This is a genomic window from Stutzerimonas chloritidismutans, from assembly GCF_051486945.1.
GTDB classification, from domain to species: Bacteria; Pseudomonadota; Gammaproteobacteria; order Pseudomonadales; family Pseudomonadaceae; genus Stutzerimonas; species Stutzerimonas chloritidismutans_B.
The window spans coordinates 254,480-272,959 of the sequence record NZ_JAHVDX010000003.1 but is presented as its reverse complement, the minus strand read 5'-3'; the positions used below and the strand labels follow the sequence as shown (position 1 = coordinate 272,959).

General features: G+C 64.0%; 18 protein-coding genes. 10 read left to right on the top strand and 8 right to left on the bottom strand.

Features of this window, described 5'->3' with window-relative positions; genetic code table 11:
- Window positions 1-80: 80 nt before the first annotated feature.
- Window positions 81-1,958 (bottom strand): polysaccharide deacetylase family protein, encoded by a 1,878-nt coding sequence (locus KXR72_RS13330; protein WP_437421572.1) that lies wholly within the window; start codon window positions 1,956-1,958, stop codon window positions 81-83.
- Window positions 1,959-2,178: 220 nt separating this feature from the next.
- Between KXR72_RS13330 and KXR72_RS13325 the strand changes: the two genes are divergently transcribed.
- Window positions 2,179-3,330 (top strand): acyltransferase family protein, encoded by a 1,152-nt coding sequence (locus KXR72_RS13325; RefSeq protein ID WP_437421571.1) that lies wholly within the window; start codon window positions 2,179-2,181, stop codon window positions 3,328-3,330.
- A gap of 15 nt (window positions 3,331-3,345) precedes the next feature.
- Here the strand turns inward: KXR72_RS13325 and csgH are convergent, their stop codons facing one another.
- The 5 genes from csgH to KXR72_RS13300 all read right to left on the bottom strand — a co-directional run bounded on the left by csgH (window position 3,346) and on the right by KXR72_RS13300 (window position 6,429).
- Complete coding sequence (gene csgH, locus KXR72_RS13320; RefSeq protein WP_437421570.1) at window positions 3,346-3,843, bottom strand: curli-like amyloid fiber formation chaperone CsgH; 498 nt, start codon at window positions 3,841-3,843, stop codon at window positions 3,346-3,348.
- A 44-nt stretch (window positions 3,844-3,887) separates the two neighbouring features.
- Window positions 3,888-4,817, bottom strand: a complete 930-nt coding sequence (locus KXR72_RS13315) for a hypothetical protein (protein ID WP_437421569.1) — start codon at window positions 4,815-4,817, stop codon at window positions 3,888-3,890.
- A gap of 20 nt (window positions 4,818-4,837) precedes the next feature.
- A complete protein-coding gene (locus KXR72_RS13310; RefSeq protein WP_437421568.1) occupies window positions 4,838-5,320 on the bottom strand; it encodes a curli production assembly protein CsgB in 483 nt (160 codons plus the stop codon).
- A gap of 117 nt (window positions 5,321-5,437) precedes the next feature.
- Window positions 5,438-5,857, bottom strand: a complete 420-nt coding sequence (locus tag KXR72_RS13305) for a CsgE family curli-type amyloid fiber assembly protein (protein ID WP_437421567.1) — start codon at window positions 5,855-5,857, stop codon at window positions 5,438-5,440.
- Window positions 5,845-6,429 carry a LuxR C-terminal-related transcriptional regulator gene (locus tag KXR72_RS13300; RefSeq protein ID WP_437421980.1) on the bottom strand — a complete coding sequence of 195 codons (585 nt, stop codon included), beginning with the start codon at window positions 6,427-6,429 and terminating at the stop codon, window positions 5,845-5,847. Before KXR72_RS13300 ends, KXR72_RS13305 begins: the two co-directional genes overlap by 13 nt.
- Before the next feature lie 292 nt (window positions 6,430-6,721).
- On the opposite strand from KXR72_RS13300, the gene KXR72_RS13295 reads away from it, so the two are divergent.
- The 4 genes from KXR72_RS13295 to KXR72_RS13280 all read left to right on the top strand — a co-directional run bounded on the left by KXR72_RS13295 (window position 6,722) and on the right by KXR72_RS13280 (window position 10,461).
- Entirely contained in the window at window positions 6,722-8,434 is a 1,713-nt protein-coding gene (locus KXR72_RS13295; protein ID WP_437421566.1) for an OPT family oligopeptide transporter, read from the top strand.
- A gap of 55 nt (window positions 8,435-8,489) precedes the next feature.
- Window positions 8,490-9,629: an AI-2E family transporter gene (locus KXR72_RS13290; RefSeq protein ID WP_437421565.1), complete on the top strand. Its 1,140-nt coding sequence runs from the start codon at window positions 8,490-8,492 to the stop codon at window positions 9,627-9,629.
- 71 nt (window positions 9,630-9,700) lie between these two features.
- A complete protein-coding gene (locus KXR72_RS13285) occupies window positions 9,701-10,045 on the top strand; it encodes a hypothetical protein (RefSeq protein WP_437421564.1) in 345 nt (114 codons plus the stop codon).
- Between the two features lie 119 nt (window positions 10,046-10,164).
- Complete coding sequence (locus KXR72_RS13280; RefSeq protein ID WP_437421563.1) at window positions 10,165-10,461, top strand: hypothetical protein; 297 nt, start codon at window positions 10,165-10,167, stop codon at window positions 10,459-10,461.
- Window positions 10,462-10,512: 51 nt separating this feature from the next.
- On the opposite strand, the gene serA is transcribed toward KXR72_RS13280, so the two are convergent.
- The gene (gene serA / locus KXR72_RS13275) at window positions 10,513-11,742 is read right to left on the bottom strand and encodes a phosphoglycerate dehydrogenase (RefSeq protein ID WP_437421562.1); all 1,230 of its coding nucleotides are present in this window, start codon (window positions 11,740-11,742) and stop codon (window positions 10,513-10,515) included.
- Window positions 11,743-11,942: 200 nt separating this feature from the next.
- On the opposite strand from serA, the gene KXR72_RS13270 reads away from it, so the two are divergent.
- The 4 genes from KXR72_RS13270 (at window position 11,943) to KXR72_RS13255 (ending at window position 16,103) form a co-directional block, all read left to right on the top strand.
- Window positions 11,943-13,337, top strand: a complete 1,395-nt coding sequence (locus tag KXR72_RS13270) for an FAD-binding oxidoreductase (RefSeq protein WP_437421979.1) — start codon at window positions 11,943-11,945, stop codon at window positions 13,335-13,337.
- A 75-nt stretch (window positions 13,338-13,412) separates the two neighbouring features.
- Window positions 13,413-14,078, top strand: a complete 666-nt coding sequence (locus KXR72_RS13265; protein WP_437421561.1) for a fumarylacetoacetate hydrolase family protein — start codon at window positions 13,413-13,415, stop codon at window positions 14,076-14,078.
- 93 nt (window positions 14,079-14,171) lie between these two features.
- Window positions 14,172-15,083, top strand: coding sequence for an SdiA-regulated domain-containing protein (locus tag KXR72_RS13260; RefSeq protein WP_437421560.1), 912 nt, complete (start codon window positions 14,172-14,174; stop codon window positions 15,081-15,083).
- Between the two features lie 105 nt (window positions 15,084-15,188).
- Window positions 15,189-16,103, top strand: a complete 915-nt coding sequence (locus KXR72_RS13255; protein ID WP_437421559.1) for an SdiA-regulated domain-containing protein — start codon at window positions 15,189-15,191, stop codon at window positions 16,101-16,103.
- Between the two features lie 6 nt (window positions 16,104-16,109).
- On the opposite strand, the gene rpiA is transcribed toward KXR72_RS13255, so the two are convergent.
- Window positions 16,110-16,781 (bottom strand): ribose-5-phosphate isomerase RpiA, encoded by a 672-nt coding sequence (gene rpiA / locus KXR72_RS13250; RefSeq protein WP_437421558.1) that lies wholly within the window; start codon window positions 16,779-16,781, stop codon window positions 16,110-16,112.
- A 164-nt stretch (window positions 16,782-16,945) separates the two neighbouring features.
- On the opposite strand from rpiA, the gene ilvA reads away from it, so the two are divergent.
- A complete protein-coding gene (ilvA, locus tag KXR72_RS13245) occupies window positions 16,946-18,460 on the top strand; it encodes a threonine ammonia-lyase, biosynthetic (RefSeq protein WP_437421557.1) in 1,515 nt (504 codons plus the stop codon).
- The last annotated feature ends 20 nt before the right edge of the window (window positions 18,461-18,480 follow it).

The following is an 18,480-nucleotide window of genomic DNA, read 5'->3' as shown; positions in this document are numbered from 1 at the left end:
TCCTCGGTAATTGGAAAACGTAGCCGGGCTCGGTAGAAGCCCGTGCGCCGCTTGCGGTTCCGAGGAGGCGATGGGTGGTGTCAGCGCAATTCGATTCGGGTGGTGCCAGCCGGCAAGTGGCTGAGCAATAGGCGGTCGCCTTCGAGCTGTGCATCGACGCCCGCCGGCTCGGCGAGGGCCAAGCCGGCCGGCAACCGCAGGCTTAGCCCGTCGATAGAGACGGCTGTGGTGAGGTTCAGGACGGTTTTGCGTTTATCACGCGTGACATCGAGTTCGAGACCGTCGCGGGCAGCCCACCAGTCGCCCAGCTGCGCCAGCGTTCCGAACCAGGCGAACGGCTGTAGCCGGGGAATCGCCGCCTCCAGGAAGCGGTATTTGTGCTCGGCTTCGTTGGGGTGCACGAGAATGACGAAGCTGCCGCCGTACTGGGCCAGTTGCTCTGCCAGGCCAATGGCATCGTCGACACGCTGGTCCATCTGCGGTGGGATCTCGTCCTCGATGCTGATCGGAAACTCGAACACGGCCGTTTCACGCGCATAGAGCCGATCGTGGTTGGCGCGGTAGGGCAGGTGGGTGGTCAGGTTGCCGGCCGTTGCCGAGGAGCCGAAGCGGTAGCCGGCGGCCTCCATGGCCTGAGGCAGGCTCTGCGGTGTCGCCAGGTAACCTGGGCGAAATGAAACGACTTCGGCCTCGCCCGGCTGGTCGAGCAGAAATTTGCTGACGCGCAGTTCACCTAGCACGCTGGCATCGCGCGTGTCGCCCCGGGTGCGCACGCGCGGCTGGTAGTCCGGGTAGGTTTCCAGGCCGTCGCCGAGCGGTACCGTGGCGTACATGTCCGAATGGCTTACCGAGTGGCTGGCGATCTCCATACCGGATTGGCGCAGCCCGTCGATCGCCTGCAGTGTGCGGTCGTTGAAGAAGCCTTCGTCCTGGAAATCACGGTAGTACTTGGTCTGGATGAAGAAGGTTGCCGGCACGCCCAGGCGCAGGAGCAGGTCGCGATAGACCGCCAGGTGCTCCATCGACTGCACATAGTCGACGTCGAAGGTCACCACCGCGGCGAGCGATTTGCCCTGCGGGACCGTGTCCAGCGTTACGGCGAGCGGCTCACGCTGGCGATACAGCGCCTGCAGCCAGCGAAGCCAGACGTCCACGGCCGGCTCGTAGCCATTGGCATAGCTGCGATAGCCCTGGTCATTGCGGTCACCGTGAGCGCGCATGATGAAAAAGCCCAGGTCCAGGCCCACTGCATAGGTCAGGCCGCCACTGGCGTGCTGCTGGCGCGTGAGCGCCGGTGCGCCGTCCTCGAAACGAGCCAGTGCGGTTCGCGCGCCCTCGTAGGTTTGGGTGCCGATCCAGCTGTCGGGGTTGGCCGGGTTGCCGAGCAAGACCGAGCGCTCGTTGGGATGTTCGAGCCAGGCCAGCGTGGGTTCGGTCGTCGCCGCGGCCTGGTCGAAGTCGATGCGCTGGTGCCGCGATTCGCTGACCCGGTCGAAGCCGAACAGATCCTCCATGCCGCCGCCTAGCACCTGGGTGGCAACCAGCGTGCCGCCCTGTTCGGCGTGTTTGCGCAGCGCGAGCAGCGCCGGCTCGTCCAAGTGCCGCCCGGAGAGCGTCGGATACGCGAAGACCACGGTGTGCCGGGTCGCTTCGGCGGCGTCACGAGTGATGGTGAAAGGCACGCCGATACTCTTCAGCCCGTGCGCCAGCCCCAACCACGCCGAATTCTCGTCGGTCAGCAGGATCGCCAGCCGCGAGGTCTCGCCGCCTGCATAGCGGCGCCAGTCGGTGCGCGTGTCAGGCGCGACCTGGCTGGGCTTGGCAGGACCGTGAAGCGCGTCGAACCGGACAAAGGTATTGCGTGCAAGGAAGGCGCTGACGGCCCACGCCAGCAGCCCGGCGACAGCCAGCAATACGACGATGCGAAGCAGGTTGGAGGGATGTAGCCAGCGCGGCACTAAGCACCTCGGTTGGCGCGGGGCGTATCGGTTGTTCGCACCCTAAAGGCCCAGGCGAGGCACGTCCAGCCTGGTGCGTACACCGTGATCGACGAGACGGAACTTGTTTGATGGCCACTTGCTCTCATTTGAGTCAGTAATGCCCGGTAACAAATCCTCGGCCAGGACGGCCTGCGCAGTGGCGCAGCTGACATGCCTGGATGTCTAGCAAGGTGCAGGAATGAAACGTTTCGTTGTACTCGATGGTTTTCGCGGTATCTGTGCGGTCGCGGTGGTGTTGTTTCACACGCAAATCCTTCTGAGCTTTTCGGAGCTTGCTTTCCTCCGCCACGCGGACCTGTTCGTCGAATTCTTCTTCGTGCTCAGCGGGTTCGTCATGTACCACGCCTACGGCACGCGTACATTCGATAGCGATGTGCTCCGGCGCTTTCTGATCAGCCGGACCTTTCGCCTCTACCCGCTGCATCTGGTGATGCTGCTGGTCTTCATTGGCCTGGAGTTCGGCAAGCTGTGGGCCGAGCATCACGGCTTCGCCTTCAACGATCCGGCGTTCACCGGCAAGACGGCGCCGAGCGAGATACTGCCCAACGCGCTGCTGTTGCAGTCCTGGATCGGCGATTTCAACAGCCTGTCATTCAACACGCCGGCCTGGAGCATCAGCATCGAGTACTACCTGTACCTGCTGCTGGCGCTGGTGCTGCTGGTGGCGCCGCGCTACTGCGGGCCGATTCTGGCGCTGGCGACACTGGTGTCCTTCAGTGCGCTCTATGTCGAGCTGGACGTGATCAAGCCGTTCATCTGGCGTGGGGTGTCCTGCTTTTTCGCCGGGGCGCTGACCTACCGCCTGTACCGGGCGCTCGAGCCAGCTTGTTCCCGGTTCGACGACCGCTTGTTCTTCACTGGGCTCGAGGCGCTCTGCCTGTTGTTGGTCTACCGCACCCTGACCCACCCCAGCGCGCACCAGGGCATCGTCGCCAGCCTGCTGTTCTGCGCAGTGGTGCTGGTGTTCGCCGGGGAGCGGGGCGCCGTGTCGGTGTTGCTCCGGCGCAAGCTGTTTACGCGCCTCGGAGAACTGTCGTTCTCGATCTACCTGACCCATGCGGCAGTGATCTTTGCCTTCACCAGCGCGGCGGTGGTGCTGTCCAAGGTCACCGGGACGAGCTACACCGTGATACTCGACAAGCCGGGCACTGATCAGATCATGCGCTACATCAGCTCCGGCAACCGGATCGTCGACGAACTACTGACCCTGCTGGAGCTGGCGATGGTCTTTGCAGTCTCGACGCTGACCTATCACTGCATCGAGCTGAAAGGTATCGAGTGGGGGCGGCGGCTGGCGCGTAACGAGCCGTTGCGGTTGTCTCGTGTTTGACAGCAGGGCGCGCGTCTAGACGGCGTGCGGGCCCGGCCGCCCGTTGGTGTCCGACGGGCGGCCGGCATCGCGCTGGCGGGCCATCAACTCGCCGTCTTCCGCAGGCGCTTCGATGCCGGGAAGCGTTGGCTCTCCAGGTGCCGGTTCGGGCGGAGTCGGGCCGGCCGGCTGTGCCGTCGGGTATTGCTGCTGAATGGGCGGCTGCGGCTGGCCGTCGAGCGACCACTCCAGGGTTGCCTGGATCTGGGTGTCCGGGTTCAGGCCGAGGCGGTTGTTCAGCGGGCATTGCGGTGTGGGGCCGGAGGTCAGCTCGCCCGACTGGCTGCTGCGGCTGGTGCCGGCCTTGCCGCTGCTGCGAACCTCCAGTCGATAGCTCAGCTGATGCGCCTCAGCACCGCTGAAACAGAGCCGCAGGGCTAGTCGGTCGTCGCCGTCGGGTGCGAGTTCGAGGCGGGCGGTGACCGGTGGGTTGCCGGCGGCGAGCAGCACGCCGGCCAGAGTGACGACGCTCATCATCGCGAGGCTCCGCTCCGGTATCGCCCTGGCGCGCTAACGGATCATTGCTGGTTGATGGTCGCCAGGTTGCCACTACCGGTCTGCTGAATGATTGCACTCACCGTGGCCGCAGCCTGGTTGATGTAGGCCGCGTTGGCATCGCCGGATTGGGTGATGCGCGCCTCGCTGTATTCGCCGGTCTGACGGACGTCGGCCAGGTTGGCGTCACCGACCTGGACCACGCTCGCCTGGTTGCCTTCGAACGCCTGAACCAGCTCGACGCGGTTGTCGTTACCGGTCGAGGAGCCGCGGAAGGCGTGGCCGCGCCCGCTCTGCACCACGGCCAGAAGGTTACCGTCTCCTGCCTGGTTGAAGACGACCTCGCCGAAGAGCGCGTTCTGGTCGATGCGTGCGGTATTCAGGTTGCCATTTTGCGCCAGCTGCAGGTTGCCCGAGTCGCCCTGTACCAGCGCGGCCAGGTTCTCGTCGCCGACCTGGTACACGGCCAGCCGGGTGCCGTGGTAGATGCCGTCCTGCGATAGGGTGACGGAATTATCGTTACCGATCTGGTAGGCCTCGGCCTGGGCGAGCCCGCGCTGGGTCGCCGCGATGAAATTGCCGTCGCCGACGCTGCTCAGCTGCAGGTCATTGGCGTACCAGGTCTGCTCGACTTCTGCGCGGTTGCCGGTGCCCTGCTGATAGACGGTGGCGGTGGCGAAATAGCTGTCGGGAGACTGGTAGATGGAGGCCTCGTTGCCGCTCCCCAGCTGGACGATGGTGCCGACGTTCGATTCAGCGTTTTCGGCCTGGTAGATCGAGCCATTGTTGCCGTCGCCGTTCTGCCTGATGAGCGCCTCGTTGAGCGGCCCGCTTTGTTCGATGTTGGCGGTGTTGCTGTCGCCGGTCTGATCGACCTTGGCGGTGCTGTCGGCGTGGGCACCGATGGCAGTAGCCAGCAGACCGGTGAATACAAGGGCGGGCAGACTGCGCATGGGGTGTCCTTTTGTTGGAGCTAGTACTGGATGATCTCGACGTTCTGGCCGTTGCCATACTGGACGACGCTGCTGCTCAGCCCGCTGCCGAGCTGTTCGATGCTGGCGTTGTTGTCGTTACCGATCTGGGCGATGGCGGCCTGGTTGTCGCTGCCGACCTGGGTGATATCGGCGGTGTTGCCCTGGCCGATCTGAAGGATCGTGGCGTAGAGGTTGTCGCCCTGTTGGAGGATGAATGCCTGTTGTTCGCTACCCTGCTGAAGGATATTGGCGAGCTGGTGGGTGCCGACCTGGCTGACGTCGGCCAAATTGTCGCTGCCTTGCTGGAGCACCTGGGCGGTCTGGCCGTCCGGCAACTGCAAGGCCTGCACGGCCGGGCCTGTGGCGGCCACGGCTCCGCCGGCTAGGTCGGCGTTGTCCATCAGGTCATTGGCGTGGGCGGCATGCGCGGTGAGCAGGAGGGCGGCGAGCAGGCCGCGGCGAACGAGCGATAGACGATCCATGCGGGGCACCTCTGGATAGTGCTGGGATTCTTCACGGGCGAAGCGGGGCTGAACATCCATCCAATGGTGCAAATACCCTACGGCCCGTCGTATGGAACGGATTAAGCCATCGCGGCGTTACAGCTCGTCGCGATCCATATCGAAGGTGTCCAGCATCAGGCTCTGCAGCTTGTTGCGGCTGATGTCCTCTCGAATCTGCACGGCCGCCTCGTTGGCGATGGTCTCGATTTCCGCCACGTTGGGCTGCAGGAACCGTCGATAAACGATGCGCTGGCCATGCTCGACCCACACCAGGCTGCCCCAGCGGGCTGAAGGCCGTTCGCGCACCACCAGGTCGCCGTCCAGGTCGGTCGCGTCCTGCAGCGCGAAGCTGAGGTAGCGGTGGAAGTCATGGCCAAAGCGGGTAATCGCATTGTCGATGATCAGGCCGCTGAGCTCGGCCTCGCCTTTCGCTTGAGGGGATTCGATGGGCTCGTCCTGGGCCTGCGCCGTCAGTAGCGTAAGCAGCAGTACCGCTCCCAACGTCAGGCGTGACACGGTTCGGACCAGTCCAGCCGGCCGCGCAGCAGGAAGGCCGCTTCGGCCCGGTTGGAGGCACCGATCTTGCGCAGCAGGTTGTGGATGTGGCTCTTGATCGTGTGCGGGCTCAGGCACAGCTGTTCGGCAATCTCGGCGTTCGACAACCCGTTGCCGGCGAGGCTGAGAATTTCGCGCTCGCGCAGGGTCAGCGAGGGCTTGCTGCCAGCCATCTGCCGCATCCGCCGCCATTGGCTGAGCAGCCGCTCGGTCAGCACGCGCGGCAGCCAGTCGCCGCCGTCGAGCAATACCTGGATGCCATCGAGCAGGTGCTCGCGGGTAGCGTGGCTGTAGAACACGCCGCGAATGCCGGGGTGTTTGTCGACCAGCCGCTCGGCCTGGTCGGGCGCGATGTTGACCAGCGCCACCGGGGCGGCTTCATCGAGCTGGTCGAGCAGGCCGGACAACTGCTCGGCCTGGCTATTGCCGGCATCGACGAGGTAGAGGTCAGCCGTGGTCCGGCCCGCCTCGTCGAGGCGCGCGAGGGAGACGTCCAGGTGAGCCTGTTCGCCGAGAAAGTGGCGGAAGAACAATCCCAGCAGTTCGTTGCCGGTCAGAAGGGTGACAGAGGGTTGGCTGGGGTCCCGTAGGTTGAGGTCCGCGTCGTCCATGTTCGTTCCTTTGGCTGAATGCCCGTTTACTAGCGTTGAGTACTAGCGTGGAAAAGTTACTAAACGACCGGCGCAGCGGGGTGAAGTTCAGCGTAGCGGTAGCGAATGGGCCGGCATCTGCGGACTAATCCAAAACTGCCGACGGACGGTCGGCGCAACGGTAAATGGAATGAATGGACTAAGGTGAGTCAATCACCCATTCGATGGAGTCGGCATGAGCAGAGCCCCTCGCGAACTGACCGTCCGCGCGCTGATTACTGGCGTGCTGCTGGGCGCGGTGCTTACGCCGTCGAATGTTTACTCCGGGCTGAAGATCGGCTGGTCGTTCAACATGTCGATCATCGCGCTACTGGTGGGCTTCGCCTTCTGGCAGGGCTTGGCGCGCGTCTGGCATGCGCCGGCCTGGACGCTGCACGAGAGCAACATCAACCAGACCGCCGCCTCCTCGGCCGCCTCGATCATCTCCAGCGGCTTGGTCGCCCCGATTCCGACGTACACGCTCATCACCGGCGTGCAGCTCGATACCCTGCCATTGATCGCGTGGGTGTTGTCGGTCAGTTTCCTCGGCATCTGGATCGCGTGGTATCTACGCCCTTCGTTGATCGTTCAGGCCCAGCTGCGCTTCCCGGAAGGCATGGCCACGCTGGCGACCATGCAGCAGATCTACAGCCATGGCGCCGAGGCGCTTCGCCGCCTTGCCGTGCTGGGCGCGGCGGCAGTCGCGGCGGCGGCAGTCAAGCTGGTCGATAGTCTGCTTTGGGCCTTGCCGCGCTGGGCGCCGACGGCGCAACTGGAGCGGCTCACCTTCACTCTGGAGCCCTCACTGCTGCTGGTGGGCTTTGGTGGGATCATCGGTCTGCGGGTCGGCCTGTCGCTGCTGCTCGGTGCGGTGCTGGCGTGGGGCATGCTGGCACCTTGGCTGGTCGATCAAGGCCTGGTGCGCATGCCGGGCGATGCCCCGGGGCCGCAGTTCGCCCTGCTCATCGAGTGGCTGCTGTGGCCGGGGGTGAGCCTGATGGTTTGTGCCACGCTGACGTCGCTCGGCCTGCGCATGCTCGCCGCGCGGCGAGAGGAGGCGTCGCGTAGCCTGTCGCTGCGGCGCCCGGCGCTGATGCCCGCGGCCGGCTTGGCGCTGGCCGCGGCGCTGGTGGTGGCGTTGCAGGTCAGGTTGTTCGGCATTCATCCGGGAATGGCGCTGTTGTCGATTCCGTTGGCCGTGCTGCTGGCGATGGTCGCGGCGCGTGTTGTGGGTGCGACGGGCATCCCGCCAATCGGCGCTATTGGCCAACTGTCGCAACTCAGTTTCGGTGCGATTGCGCCGGGGCAGGTGGCGATCAACCTGATGAGCGCCAACACTGCGGGCGGTGCGGCAGGGCAGTGCACCGACCTGCTCAACGACTTCAAGGTGGGCCACGCGATCGGCGCGACGCCGGCGCGTCAGGTCGTTGCCCAGTGCCTGGGCATCTTCGCCGGTAGCCTGGTTGGCGTACTGGTCTACCAGCTGTTAATCCCCGATCCGGAGGCGATGCTGATCACGCCCGAGTGGCCAGCGCCGGCCGTGGCAACCTGGAAGGCGGTGGCCGAGGCGCTGACGGGCGGGCTCGGCTCGATCAGCCTGGATATCCGCTGGGCCATGCTGGTCGGGGCGCTGCTGGGCGTCGTTCTGGGCGCGCTCGAGGCCACGCTGCCTGCCAGGCGGATGCGCTGGTTGCCGAGCTCCGCAGCGTTGGGGCTGGCCTGCATCATCCCTGCGTCGATTTCGCTGATGATGGCCTTCGGTGCGGTACTTGCCTGGCTCGTCGCGGCGCGCTGGGGTGGGCTGGCCGAGCGTTTCGTGATCGTGGCCGCGGCAGGGCTGGTTGCGGGCGAAAGCATGGCGGGCGTGGGCATCTCGCTCTGGCAGCTGCTTGGCCAGGGCGGCACCTGAATTTCTCCAGCCCCGTCCGGTCCGAAACTGCATGACAGGTTCAGGGGAGGGCGGCATGAGCGACGGCGAAGCGGAAGGGGCGAGCACAAAGAAAGTGGCCCGTCGCGCCATGGTCCGGGTCAGCGTGCTGGCGGCGGTTGCGGTGCTGGTGCTGCTGGTGTGGATGGCCTTCGATTTCCTTCTGCTGCTGTTCGCCGCTCTCCTGTTCGGCGTGCTCATTCATGGTGTCAGTCGCTGGATCAGCGAAAAGACGCCACTGTCGCGAAACGTCGCGATGGCGCTGTTTTTCGTCGTGCTGATCGCCGCCACCGGCCTGTTCGGCTGGCTGGTGGCACCCAGCATCAGCGATCAGATCGACAAGCTGTCCGAGGCACTGCCGGAAGCGGTCGAGCGATTGCGCGAGCGTGCCGACAATTCGGCCTGGGTCAGTCGGCTCATGGAGTACCAGGGCAGCCTCAAGGAAAGCCTCTCGGCCGGGGATGGCTTCAGCGTCGTCACGGCGGTGCTGTCCTCGCTAGCCGGTGCGTTGACGAGCACAGTCGTGGCCTTCGCTATTGGCGTGTGCCTGGCCCTTGACCCGCGCATCTATCTGGATGGCTTCATCAAACTGATCCCGCTTGGTTACCGGGTGCGGTTGCGTGAGGTGCTGGTCGAAACTGGCTCGACGATGCAGTCCTGGCTGGTTGCGAAGCTCTACGAGATGCTGCTGATCGGCGTGCTGACTACGCTCGGGCTCTGGTTGCTGGGCATCGAGTTGGCACTGGTGCTGGGTCTGATCGCCGGCCTTCTGTCGTTCATTCCCAATATCGGGCCGGTGCTCTCGGTCATTCCGGCGCTGTTGCTGGCATCGCTCGAAGGCACGCGGACGATGCTCTACGTGGCCGGGCTCTACACGGTGGTGCAAATGCTCGAGAGCTATGTGTTCACGCCTTGGATGCAGAAGCGGATCGTCTCCGTGCCGCCCGCGCTGACGATCTCCGTTCAGCTGCTGTTCGGCCTGTTCGCTGGCACGCTCGGGCTACTGCTGGCGACGCCGTTGGCGGCAGTGGGCATGGTGTTGGTGCGCAGGCTCTACATTGAAGATGTGCTCGGCGATGGCGCCGATGAACGGTCAAACGGTACGGGCCGCGACGAACGGTGTGGCCGTGAAGGCCACGCGCCAGGCTGTCCGATGCCCGATGGAAAGATTTCGTAACCCGCACCGTGAAACCCCTGCGTGCGGGTGGTGCCCGAACTTATGAGTCCACTGAAACAGGAGAGCGCAAAATGCACACGAGCAAATTCGCGGCTTTGACCCTGGCAGGTTTGATGTCCACCGGCGTGTTCGCCGCCGGAACCTCGGGCGACATGCATGGTGATGATCACAAGAAAGACACGATGATGGATGGTCACACCACTGACGACACCAACCGTAACGGGATGGCAACTGGAACCGGAACTACCACCGGTAGCGGCATGGGCACCGGGACCGGCGGCGCGACTGGCGCTGGCGCCGAAACCGGCCCGGGTGCCGGCACTGGAACCAGCGTGGGCAATACCACCGGCACCGGCAACAGTGCGACTGGCTCCGGCACCGGCGGCGGCGCAGGTGGCTCCGGCGGCAGCAATTGATTACTGCCTCAGCCAGATGAGAAGCCCCGGCCCTGGTCGGGGCTTTTTCTTGCAGCATTGAGCGCCCACGGGTCCGTTGTCGCGAGGCGGCTCAGGACTGGTCAGCGTTGGAGAAGATCATGGATATGCGTGTTCTTTTACTGAGCATCGGTCTGTCGGTCACCGGCAGCGTACTGGCTGAAGGCACCGGGCCGACCCATCCCGAAAAGAGTCGAACCCATCCCCTTGATACCCGCGAGCCGCGACAGGACGTCATCGAGCAGCCTGGTGACAAGGCATCGTCGCCGCGGCCGCCCACCCTGGAGGCTCCGCCTGCGGTTCCTCCACCGGAGCCGACGGAGCGGCGCCAGCCAGGCGATACGACGCCGCCACCGCCAGGCGAGGCGACCGGAGCGGGTAACGCCTCTTCCGGCTGAACGGAAAACAAAAAGGGAGGCCGAGGCCTCCCTTGTTCACCGCGGTGAGCCTTAGAAAAGTACGCGGCTGCGGATGGTGCCGTTGACCTGCTGCAGTTTTTCCAGCGCCAGGTCCGAGTATTCGGCGTCGACGTCGATGACCACGTAGCCGACCTTCTCGTTGGTCTGCAGGAATTGGCCGCAGATGTTGATGCCGTTGTCGGCGAAGACCTTGTTGATCTCGCTCATCACACCTGGAATGTTCTGGTGGATATGCAGCAGGCGGTGCTTGCCCGGGTGCGACGGCAGGGCGACTTCCGGGAAGTTGACCGAGGAGACCGAGGTGCCGACGTCGCTGTACTTGACCAGCTTCTCGGCGACTTCCAGGCCGATGTTGGCCTGCGCCTCGGCGGTCGAACCACCAATGTGCGGGGTGAGGATGACGCGATCCAGGCCACGCAGCGGGCTTTCGAACTCTTCGTCGTTGGACTTGGGCTCGACCGGGAAGACGTCGATGGCCGCGCCGATCAGGTGCTCGTCCTTGATCGCGTTCGCCAGATGGTCCAGCTCGACCACGGTGCCGCGTGCAGCATTGATCAGGATGCTGCCCTTCTTCATCGCACGGATTTCCTTCTCGCCGATCATCCACTGAGTAGATGGCAGCTCGGGGACGTGCAGCGAGACGATGTCGCACAGGCCCAGCAATTCGTACAGCGAGCCGACCTGCGTCGCGTTGCCCAGCGGCAGCTTGGTCACCACGTCGTAGAAGAACACCTGCATGCCGAGGCTCTCGGCGAGTACCGACAGCTGGGTGCCGATCGAGCCGTAGCCGATGATGCCGAGCTTCTTGCCACGAATCTCGAACGAATTGGCCGCCGACTTGATCCAGCCACCGCGATGGCAGGACGCGTTCTTTTCCGGAATGCCGCGCAGCAGCAGGATGGCTTCGGCCAGAACGAGTTCGGCGACCGAGCGGGTATTGGAGTAAGGCGCGTTGAAGACTGCGATACCGCGTTCGCGGGCGGCGTTGAGGTCGACCTGGTTGGTGCCGATGCAGAAGCAGCCAACGGCGATGAGCTTCTTGGCCGCTTCGAACACGCCCTCGGTGAGCTGAGTGCGCGAGCGGATACCAATGAAATGAACGTCCGCGATCTTCTGCTTCAGCTCATCTTCCGGCAGCGCCGTCTTGAGGTATTCGATGTTGGTATAGCCGGCGGCCTTGAGGGTGTCGACAGCGTTCTGGTGGACGCCTTCGAGAAGAAGGAACTTGATCTTGCTCTTGTCGAGAGAGGTCTGGCTCATCTGCGTTAAAACCTTAAGGCCGAAGGATTGGACTGAAGTGTCCAGCGAAGGCTGGCCGACCCGGTTTGCACCGGTGTCGGGAGTCTGCCGAGGCACGTTTCAAAGGGGTGCGTATGCTAGCATACAGGCCCCTCGAAACACCCCATGTCCTGAGCTGAAGCGTTCTCAGGGTGACCATGAATCGAATGAGAGTTCCCATGATGACCGACCACGCCCTGATCGACGAGCTGAAGACCCTGGTCGAGCCTGGCAAGGTGCTGACCGATGCCGATTCGCTCGCTACCTACGGCAAGGACTGGACCAAGCAATATGCGCCGGCGCCGAGCGCCATCGTCTTTCCGAAGACGGTCGAGCAGGTGCAGGCCATCGTGCGATGGGCCAATCAGCACAGGGTCGCGCTCGTGCCATCGGGCGGCCGCACCGGCCTGTCCGCCGCAGCGGTGGCGCCAAACGGCGAGGTGGTGGTTTCCTTCGATTACATGAACCAGATCGTCGAGTTCAACGTGACCGATCGCACCGTTGTCTGTCAGCCGGGCGTGGTCACCGCGCAGCTGCAACAGTTCGCCGAAGACAAAGGGCTCTATTACCCAGTGGACTTCGCCTCGGCCGGTTCCAGCCAGATTGGCGGCAACATTGGCACCAACGCTGGCGGCATCAAGGTGATTCGCTACGGCATGACCCGCAACTGGGTCGCGGGTCTGAAGGTCGTCACCGGCAAGGGTGACCTGCTCGAGCTGAACAAGGACCTGGTCAAGAATGCCACCGGCTATGACCTGCGCCAGCTGTTCATTGGCGCCGAAGGCACGCTTGGCTTCGTCGTCGAGGCCACCATGCGCCTGGAACGCCAGCCGACCAATCTCACTGCGATGGTGCTCGGCACGCCGGACTTCGATTCGATCATGCCAGTGCTGCACGCCTTCCAGGACAAGCTCGACCTCACCGCATTCGAATTCTTCTCGGATAAGTGCCTCGACAAGATCCTCGGTCGCGGCGATATCCCCGCACCCTTCGAGACGCGTGCGCCGTTCTACGCGCTGCTGGAGTTCGAGGCGACCACCGAAGAGCGCGCCGAGCAGGCGCTGGCGACTTTCGAGCATTGCGTTAACGAGGGTTGGGTGATCGATGGCGTGATGAGCCAGAGCGAGCAGCAGCTGCAAAACCTGTGGAAGCTGCGCGAGTACATTTCCGAGACCATCTCGCACTGGACGCCCTACAAGAACGACATCTCCGTGACCGTCTCCAAGGTGCCGGCCTTCCTCGCCGACATCGACGCGATCGTCACCGAGAACTACCCGGACTTCGAAGTGCTTTGGTACGGCCACATTGGCGACGGCAACCTGCACCTGAATATCCTCAAACCCGAGGCGTTGCCGAGGGAGGAGTTCTTCGAGAAGTGCGCCGCGGTCAACAAGTGGGTATTCGAGACGGTCGAGAAATACAACGGTTCCATCTCAGCCGAGCATGGCGTCGGCATGACCAAGCGTGACTACCTGACCTATAGCCGGTCCGAGGCCGAGATCGCCTACATGAAGGCGATCAAGGCGGCATTCGACCCCAACGGCATCATGAACCCGGGCAAGATCTTTGCTGCCTGATGCGTTTTGTAGGCGCCGGCGAGCCGGCGCCATGATGAGTCGCCCCCGTTCTTGCTACGCCCCTGAGGATTCGCGATGACCTACAAGCACCAGTACACCGACGGCACCCCGATTCATTTCCCGCTGGGCAAGGCCGTGTGCATCGGCCGTAACTATGCCGAGCATGCGAAGGAGCTGAACAACCCGGTGCCGACCGAGCCGTTGCTGTTCATCAAGACCGGCAGCTGCGCTGTGCCGCTGGCCGGTGGTTTCTCGATACCGGCTGACCGTGGCGATGTGCATTTCGAGGCCGAGATCGCCGTGCTCATCGGCAAGCCGCTCTCGCGCAAGCCGAACGAGGAAGAAGTGCGGGATGCCATTTCCGGTTTCGCTCCGGCGCTGGACCTGACCCTTCGGGACGTGCAGGCCAAGCTGAAGGAGAACGGCCAGCCGTGGGAGCTGGCCAAGAGCTTCGACGGCGCGCTGGTGCTGGCGCCGTTCGTGCCGGGCGATGCGGTCAGCGACCTGAACGACATTGACGTTCGCCTGACCATCGACGGCGAAGTGCGTCAGGACGGCAACAGCAGCCAGATGCTCAACGCGATTCTGCCGCTGCTGCAGCACATCGCCGGGCACTTCAGTCTGCAACCGGGCGACGTGGTACTGACCGGCACGCCGGCCGGCGTCGGTCCGCTGAAGCAGGGCGCCTCGCTGGTGCTGGAGCTGGTTGGCCTGTCGCGCTTCGAAAGCCGCGTACTTTAAGCCTGTCGGCTCGGGTGCCTCAGCACGCCCGAGCCGTATCCTCCAACACCCGCTCGTGGTGTAATCCGGCTCCGCTTCCGGATCCTCTCTCGCATGTCAGCCAAGCCCCATTCGCGTTCCCGCCTGCGTTTTGCCCTGTTCGGCCTGTTTAGTTTTGTTCTGCTCCTCGTGTTCGTCGCCGGCACGCTGCTGCATTGGGACGACCAATTGCGGCTCCTCTGGCAGGAACAGCGCACCAGCGTCGAGCAACGCGCCGCGAGCGTTTGGTTGCCCGACTACGAGCTGGTGCTCCAGGCGCGGCTGCTGGGGCTTGAGGAAGATGAAACCTCCGGCCTGACCTGGAACCCGGCGACCGGCACCTTGTTCACCGTCACCGGCCAGAATCCCCAGTTGATCGAACTGACGCCGGGCGGCGTGGTGCTCCGGCGCGTCCGCCTGACTGGTTTTTCCGACCCCGAGGCGGTCGAGGCGTTAAGCGACGGTCGATTGGGTATCGTCGACGAACGTCGCCGGCTGGTCGCGGTGTTCAACTTGCCGCCGGGTGTCGAGTCGCTCGATCTGGACCAAATGGCGGCCTACGACCTGGGCTTCCCGTCCGCCGGGAATAAAGGCTTCGAGGGGCTGGCCTGGAACCCACGCACCCACCGCATGTTGCTGGCCAAGGAGCGCGATCCGCAGGGGTTGTACGAACTGCCGTTCCCCGGCGAAGACGGCGCCGCCGGCGTGCTAGAGGCCTTGCCTAGCCAGCCTTTACTGGTGCGCGACATCTCCTCGGTAACCATCGATCCGACCACCGGCCACACGCTGATGCTGTCGGACGAATCCCGTCTGCTGGTCGAACTTGATCTACTCGGGCGGCCGCGTAGTTTCATCAGTCTATTCGGCGGCCTTAATGGCCTGGTGGAGGGCATTGATCAGGCCGAGGGGGTGGCGATGGACGCGCGTGGCGATATCTATGTGATCGCTGAGCCAAACCTGCTCTATGTGTTCCGTCGCAAGCGGTAACGATCCACGCCGGTCGCTGTCCATGCCTGCGCGAAGGCGCACGCTGTTAAGTTTCGGCTAAGGTTGGCCGTGCACCCTGTCGCTCCCCGGGCTTTTAGAGAGTGCATGATGCGCCTTGCTTACAAATGGACACTGGCCGTGATGGTCAGCGTAGCCGTGATCCTGGCCGTCGCGGCCGGCCAGTACTTTCGCTTCTTCGAACAGACTTGGTTTCATTTCGGCCAGTGGCGAGAGGCCGACGCGCGTGAGGCCGCCTCGCTCTGGCTGCCGGATTACCAAGCGGATATCCAGGCAAAACCGGTCGAGGGCATCGAAGACGATCTGTCGGCCCTGGCCTTCGACCCAGACCGCAATACCCTGATCGCCATCACCAACGCCAACCCGCAACTGCTCGAACTCAATCTGGATGGCAAGCTGCTCCGGGCCATCCCACTGGTGGGCTTCGGCGACCCCGAGGCCATCGAGTACGTCTCACGCGGCGTTTATGTGGTGAGTGACGAGCGCCCTCAGCGACTGCTTCGCATCGAGGTGAACGACCAAACCCGGCAGATCGACGCGGCTGCCAGCCAGCAGCTTTCACTGGGCATCGGGCAGAACGGTAACAAGGGATTCGAGGGCCTGGCCTATGACGTGGCCGGCAAGCGCCTCTTCGTAGCGAAGGAGCGCGACCCGGTGCGCATCTATGAAGTGCAGGGTTTCCCTTACGCCCGGGGCGATCAGCCGCTCGCCGTGCACGTCACCGAAGACCCCGAGCGCGACGCCGACCTGTTCGTGCGCGACCTTTCCAGCCTGCAGTACGACGAACAGACCGGGCACCTGTTAGCACTGTCCGACGAGTCGCGGCTGGTCGTCGAACTCGACATTCACGGCAAGCCCATCAGCACCCTGTCGCTGCGAGCCGGAGACCACGGCTTGGACGCTGACGTGCCACAGGCGGAGGGCGTCGCCATGGCGCCGGACGGCACGCTCTATCTGGTCAGCGAGCCCAACCTGTTTTACCGGTTCCGCAAGGGCGGCTGACCGGCCTCAGCGCTTGAGCGACTGAACGCCATCCTTGGTGCCGAGCAACAGGATGTCGGCCGGACGCATGGCGAACAGGCCGTTGGTGACCACGCCGACGATGTTGTTGATCTGCGCTTCGAGTTCCGGGGCGAAACCGATCATCAGGTTGTGCACGTCGAGGATGACATTGCCGTTGTCGGTCATCACGCCGTCGCGGTAGACCGGATCTCCACCGAGCTTCACCAGCTCGCGCGCGACGTAGCTGCGCGCCATCGGGATGACCTCGACCGGTAGGGGAAAGGCGCCAAGGCGCTCGACCAGCTTGCTGCCGTCGGCGATGCAGATGAAGGTCCGGGCAACGGCCGCGACGATTTTCTCGCGCGTCAGGGCTGCGCCGCCGCCCTTGATAAGTTCGAGGTGGCTATTGGCTTCGTCCGCGCCATCGACGTAGAACTCGAGTTCCGCCACTGAATTCAGGTCATACACGGGAATGCCGTGACCCTTGAGACGCTCGGCGGTCGCTTCGGAGCTGGCGACGGCGCCGTCGAAGATGCCCTTGTGCTTGGCCAGCAGATCGATGAAGAAGTTAGCGGTGGAGCCGGTGCCCACACCGACGATGCTGCGGTCGTTGAGCTGCGGAACGATGAGGTCGACAGCGGCCTGGGCAACGGCCTGCTTGAGTTGGTCCTGGGTCATGGCATGGGTCCGGGCGGAGACAGGGGGCGAAGTATAGCGGGGCCTCGTCGGCGGGTCTTGTGCGGGCAACTGTACCGGTGCCTGGCGCGGCCGATTGTCTGTGGTCGGCGCCAGCCCTGCGGGGTAGACTCGTTGGCCCCGCAATGCCCGCAGACCAGCCCACGATGCTCGAAAACTACGTCAAGAAGATCCTCACCTCGCGCGTCTATGACGTCGCGGTGGAAACCCCGTTGCAGCCCGCGCGCCAGTTGTCCGAGCGGCTCGGTAACCAGATTCTGCTCAAGCGCGAGGATCTGCAGCCGGTGTTTTCCTTCAAGATTCGCGGCGCCTATAACAAGCTGGCGCAGCTGTTGGCCGAGGAGTTGGCGCGCGGTGTGGTGACCGCATCGGCAGGCAATCATGCCCAGGGTCTGGCGCTGGCGGCCAAGCACATGGGGGTCAAGGCGACCATCGTGATGCCACGCACCACGCCGGAGCTCAAGGTGCAGGGCGTGCGTTCGCGGGGCGGCAAGGTCGTGCTGCATGGGGATTCGTTTCCCGAAGCGCTGGCGCATTCGCTGAAGCTGGTCGAGGAGAAGGGCCTGGTCTACGTCCATCCCTACGACGACCCGCACGTGATCGCCGGGCAGGGCACCGTGGCCATGGAAATCCTGCGTCAGCACCAGGGGCCGCTGCATGCGGTGTTCGTTCCGGTCGGCGGAGGCGGCCTGATTGCAGGGATCGCTGCCTACGTCAAATACCTGCACCCGGAAACTAAAGTCATCGGTGTCGAGCCGGACGACTCCAACTGCCTGCAGCAGGCGCTGACCGCCCGCGAGCGCGTGGTGTTGCCTCAGGTCGGCATCTTTGCCGATGGCGTGGCCGTGGCGCAGATCGGCCAGCACACGTTCGACATCTGCAAGGATCATGTCGACGAAGTCATCACGGTCAGTACCGACGAGATCTGCGCCGCGATCAAGGACATCTACGACGACACCCGCTCGATCACCGAGCCAGCCGGTGCCCTGGCCGTGGCTGGCATCAAACGTTACGTCGAGCGCGAGGGGATCGAAAACCAGGTGCTGGTGGGCATTGACTCGGGCGCCAACGTCAATTTCGACCGTTTGCGCCATGTCGCCGAGCGCGCCGAGCTGGGTGAGAAACGTGAAGCGATCATCGCGGTGACCATTCCCGAGGAGCCGGGCAGCTTCAAAGCGTTCTGCGAGGCCATCGGAAAACGTCAAATCACGGAATTCAATTACCGCTACCACCAGGATCGTGAAGCGCACATCTTCGTCGGTGTGCAGACCCACCCGGAGAACGACCCGCGCGCGGCGCTGGTCGATGGGCTCCGGGCTAAGGGATTTCCGGTGCTTGACCTGACCGACAACGAACTGGCCAAGCTGCACATCCGCCACATGGTGGGCGGGCATGCCTCGGGCGTGAGCGACGAAGTGGTTTATCGCTTCGAGTTTCCGGAGCGGCCAGGCGCGCTGTTCAACTTCCTCAACAACCTCGGCGGACGCTGGAACATCTCCATGTTCCACTACCGCAACCATGGTGCGGCGGACGGGCGTGTGGTCGCTGGCCTCCAAGTACCCGCCGAGGAGCGTCATCTGTTACCCGGCGCGCTGGACAAGATCGGCTACCGCTACTGGGATGAGACGGACAACCCTGCCTACCGACTTTTTCTCGGCTGACTGCCGCACTGCGAGGCTCG

Excerpts from the sequence above, each read along its gene's own strand:
- KXR72_RS13325 (WP_437421571.1), top strand. The coding sequence starts at position 2,179 with ATGAAACGTTTCGTTGTACTCGATGGTTTTCGCGGTATCTGTGCGGTC.
- csgH (WP_437421570.1), bottom strand. The coding sequence starts at position 3,843 with ATGAGCGTCGTCACTCTGGCCGGCGTGCTGCTCGCCGCCGGCAACCCA.
- KXR72_RS13315 (WP_437421569.1), bottom strand. The coding sequence starts at position 4,817 with ATGCGCAGTCTGCCCGCCCTTGTATTCACCGGTCTGCTGGCTACTGCC.
- KXR72_RS13310 (WP_437421568.1), bottom strand. The coding sequence starts at position 5,320 with ATGGATCGTCTATCGCTCGTTCGCCGCGGCCTGCTCGCCGCCCTCCTG.
- KXR72_RS13295 (WP_437421566.1), top strand. The coding sequence starts at position 6,722 with ATGAGCAGAGCCCCTCGCGAACTGACCGTCCGCGCGCTGATTACTGGC.
- KXR72_RS13290 (WP_437421565.1), top strand. The coding sequence starts at position 8,490 with ATGAGCGACGGCGAAGCGGAAGGGGCGAGCACAAAGAAAGTGGCCCGT.
- KXR72_RS13285 (WP_437421564.1), top strand. The coding sequence starts at position 9,701 with ATGCACACGAGCAAATTCGCGGCTTTGACCCTGGCAGGTTTGATGTCC.
- KXR72_RS13280 (WP_437421563.1), top strand. The coding sequence starts at position 10,165 with ATGGATATGCGTGTTCTTTTACTGAGCATCGGTCTGTCGGTCACCGGC.
- serA (WP_437421562.1), bottom strand. The coding sequence starts at position 11,742 with ATGAGCCAGACCTCTCTCGACAAGAGCAAGATCAAGTTCCTTCTTCTC.
- KXR72_RS13270 (WP_437421979.1), top strand. The coding sequence starts at position 11,943 with ATGACCGACCACGCCCTGATCGACGAGCTGAAGACCCTGGTCGAGCCT.
- KXR72_RS13265 (WP_437421561.1), top strand. The coding sequence starts at position 13,413 with ATGACCTACAAGCACCAGTACACCGACGGCACCCCGATTCATTTCCCG.
- KXR72_RS13260 (WP_437421560.1), top strand. The coding sequence starts at position 14,172 with ATGTCAGCCAAGCCCCATTCGCGTTCCCGCCTGCGTTTTGCCCTGTTC.
- KXR72_RS13255 (WP_437421559.1), top strand. The coding sequence starts at position 15,189 with ATGATGCGCCTTGCTTACAAATGGACACTGGCCGTGATGGTCAGCGTA.
- rpiA (WP_437421558.1), bottom strand. The coding sequence starts at position 16,781 with ATGACCCAGGACCAACTCAAGCAGGCCGTTGCCCAGGCCGCTGTCGAC.
- ilvA (WP_437421557.1), top strand. The coding sequence starts at position 16,946 with ATGCTCGAAAACTACGTCAAGAAGATCCTCACCTCGCGCGTCTATGAC.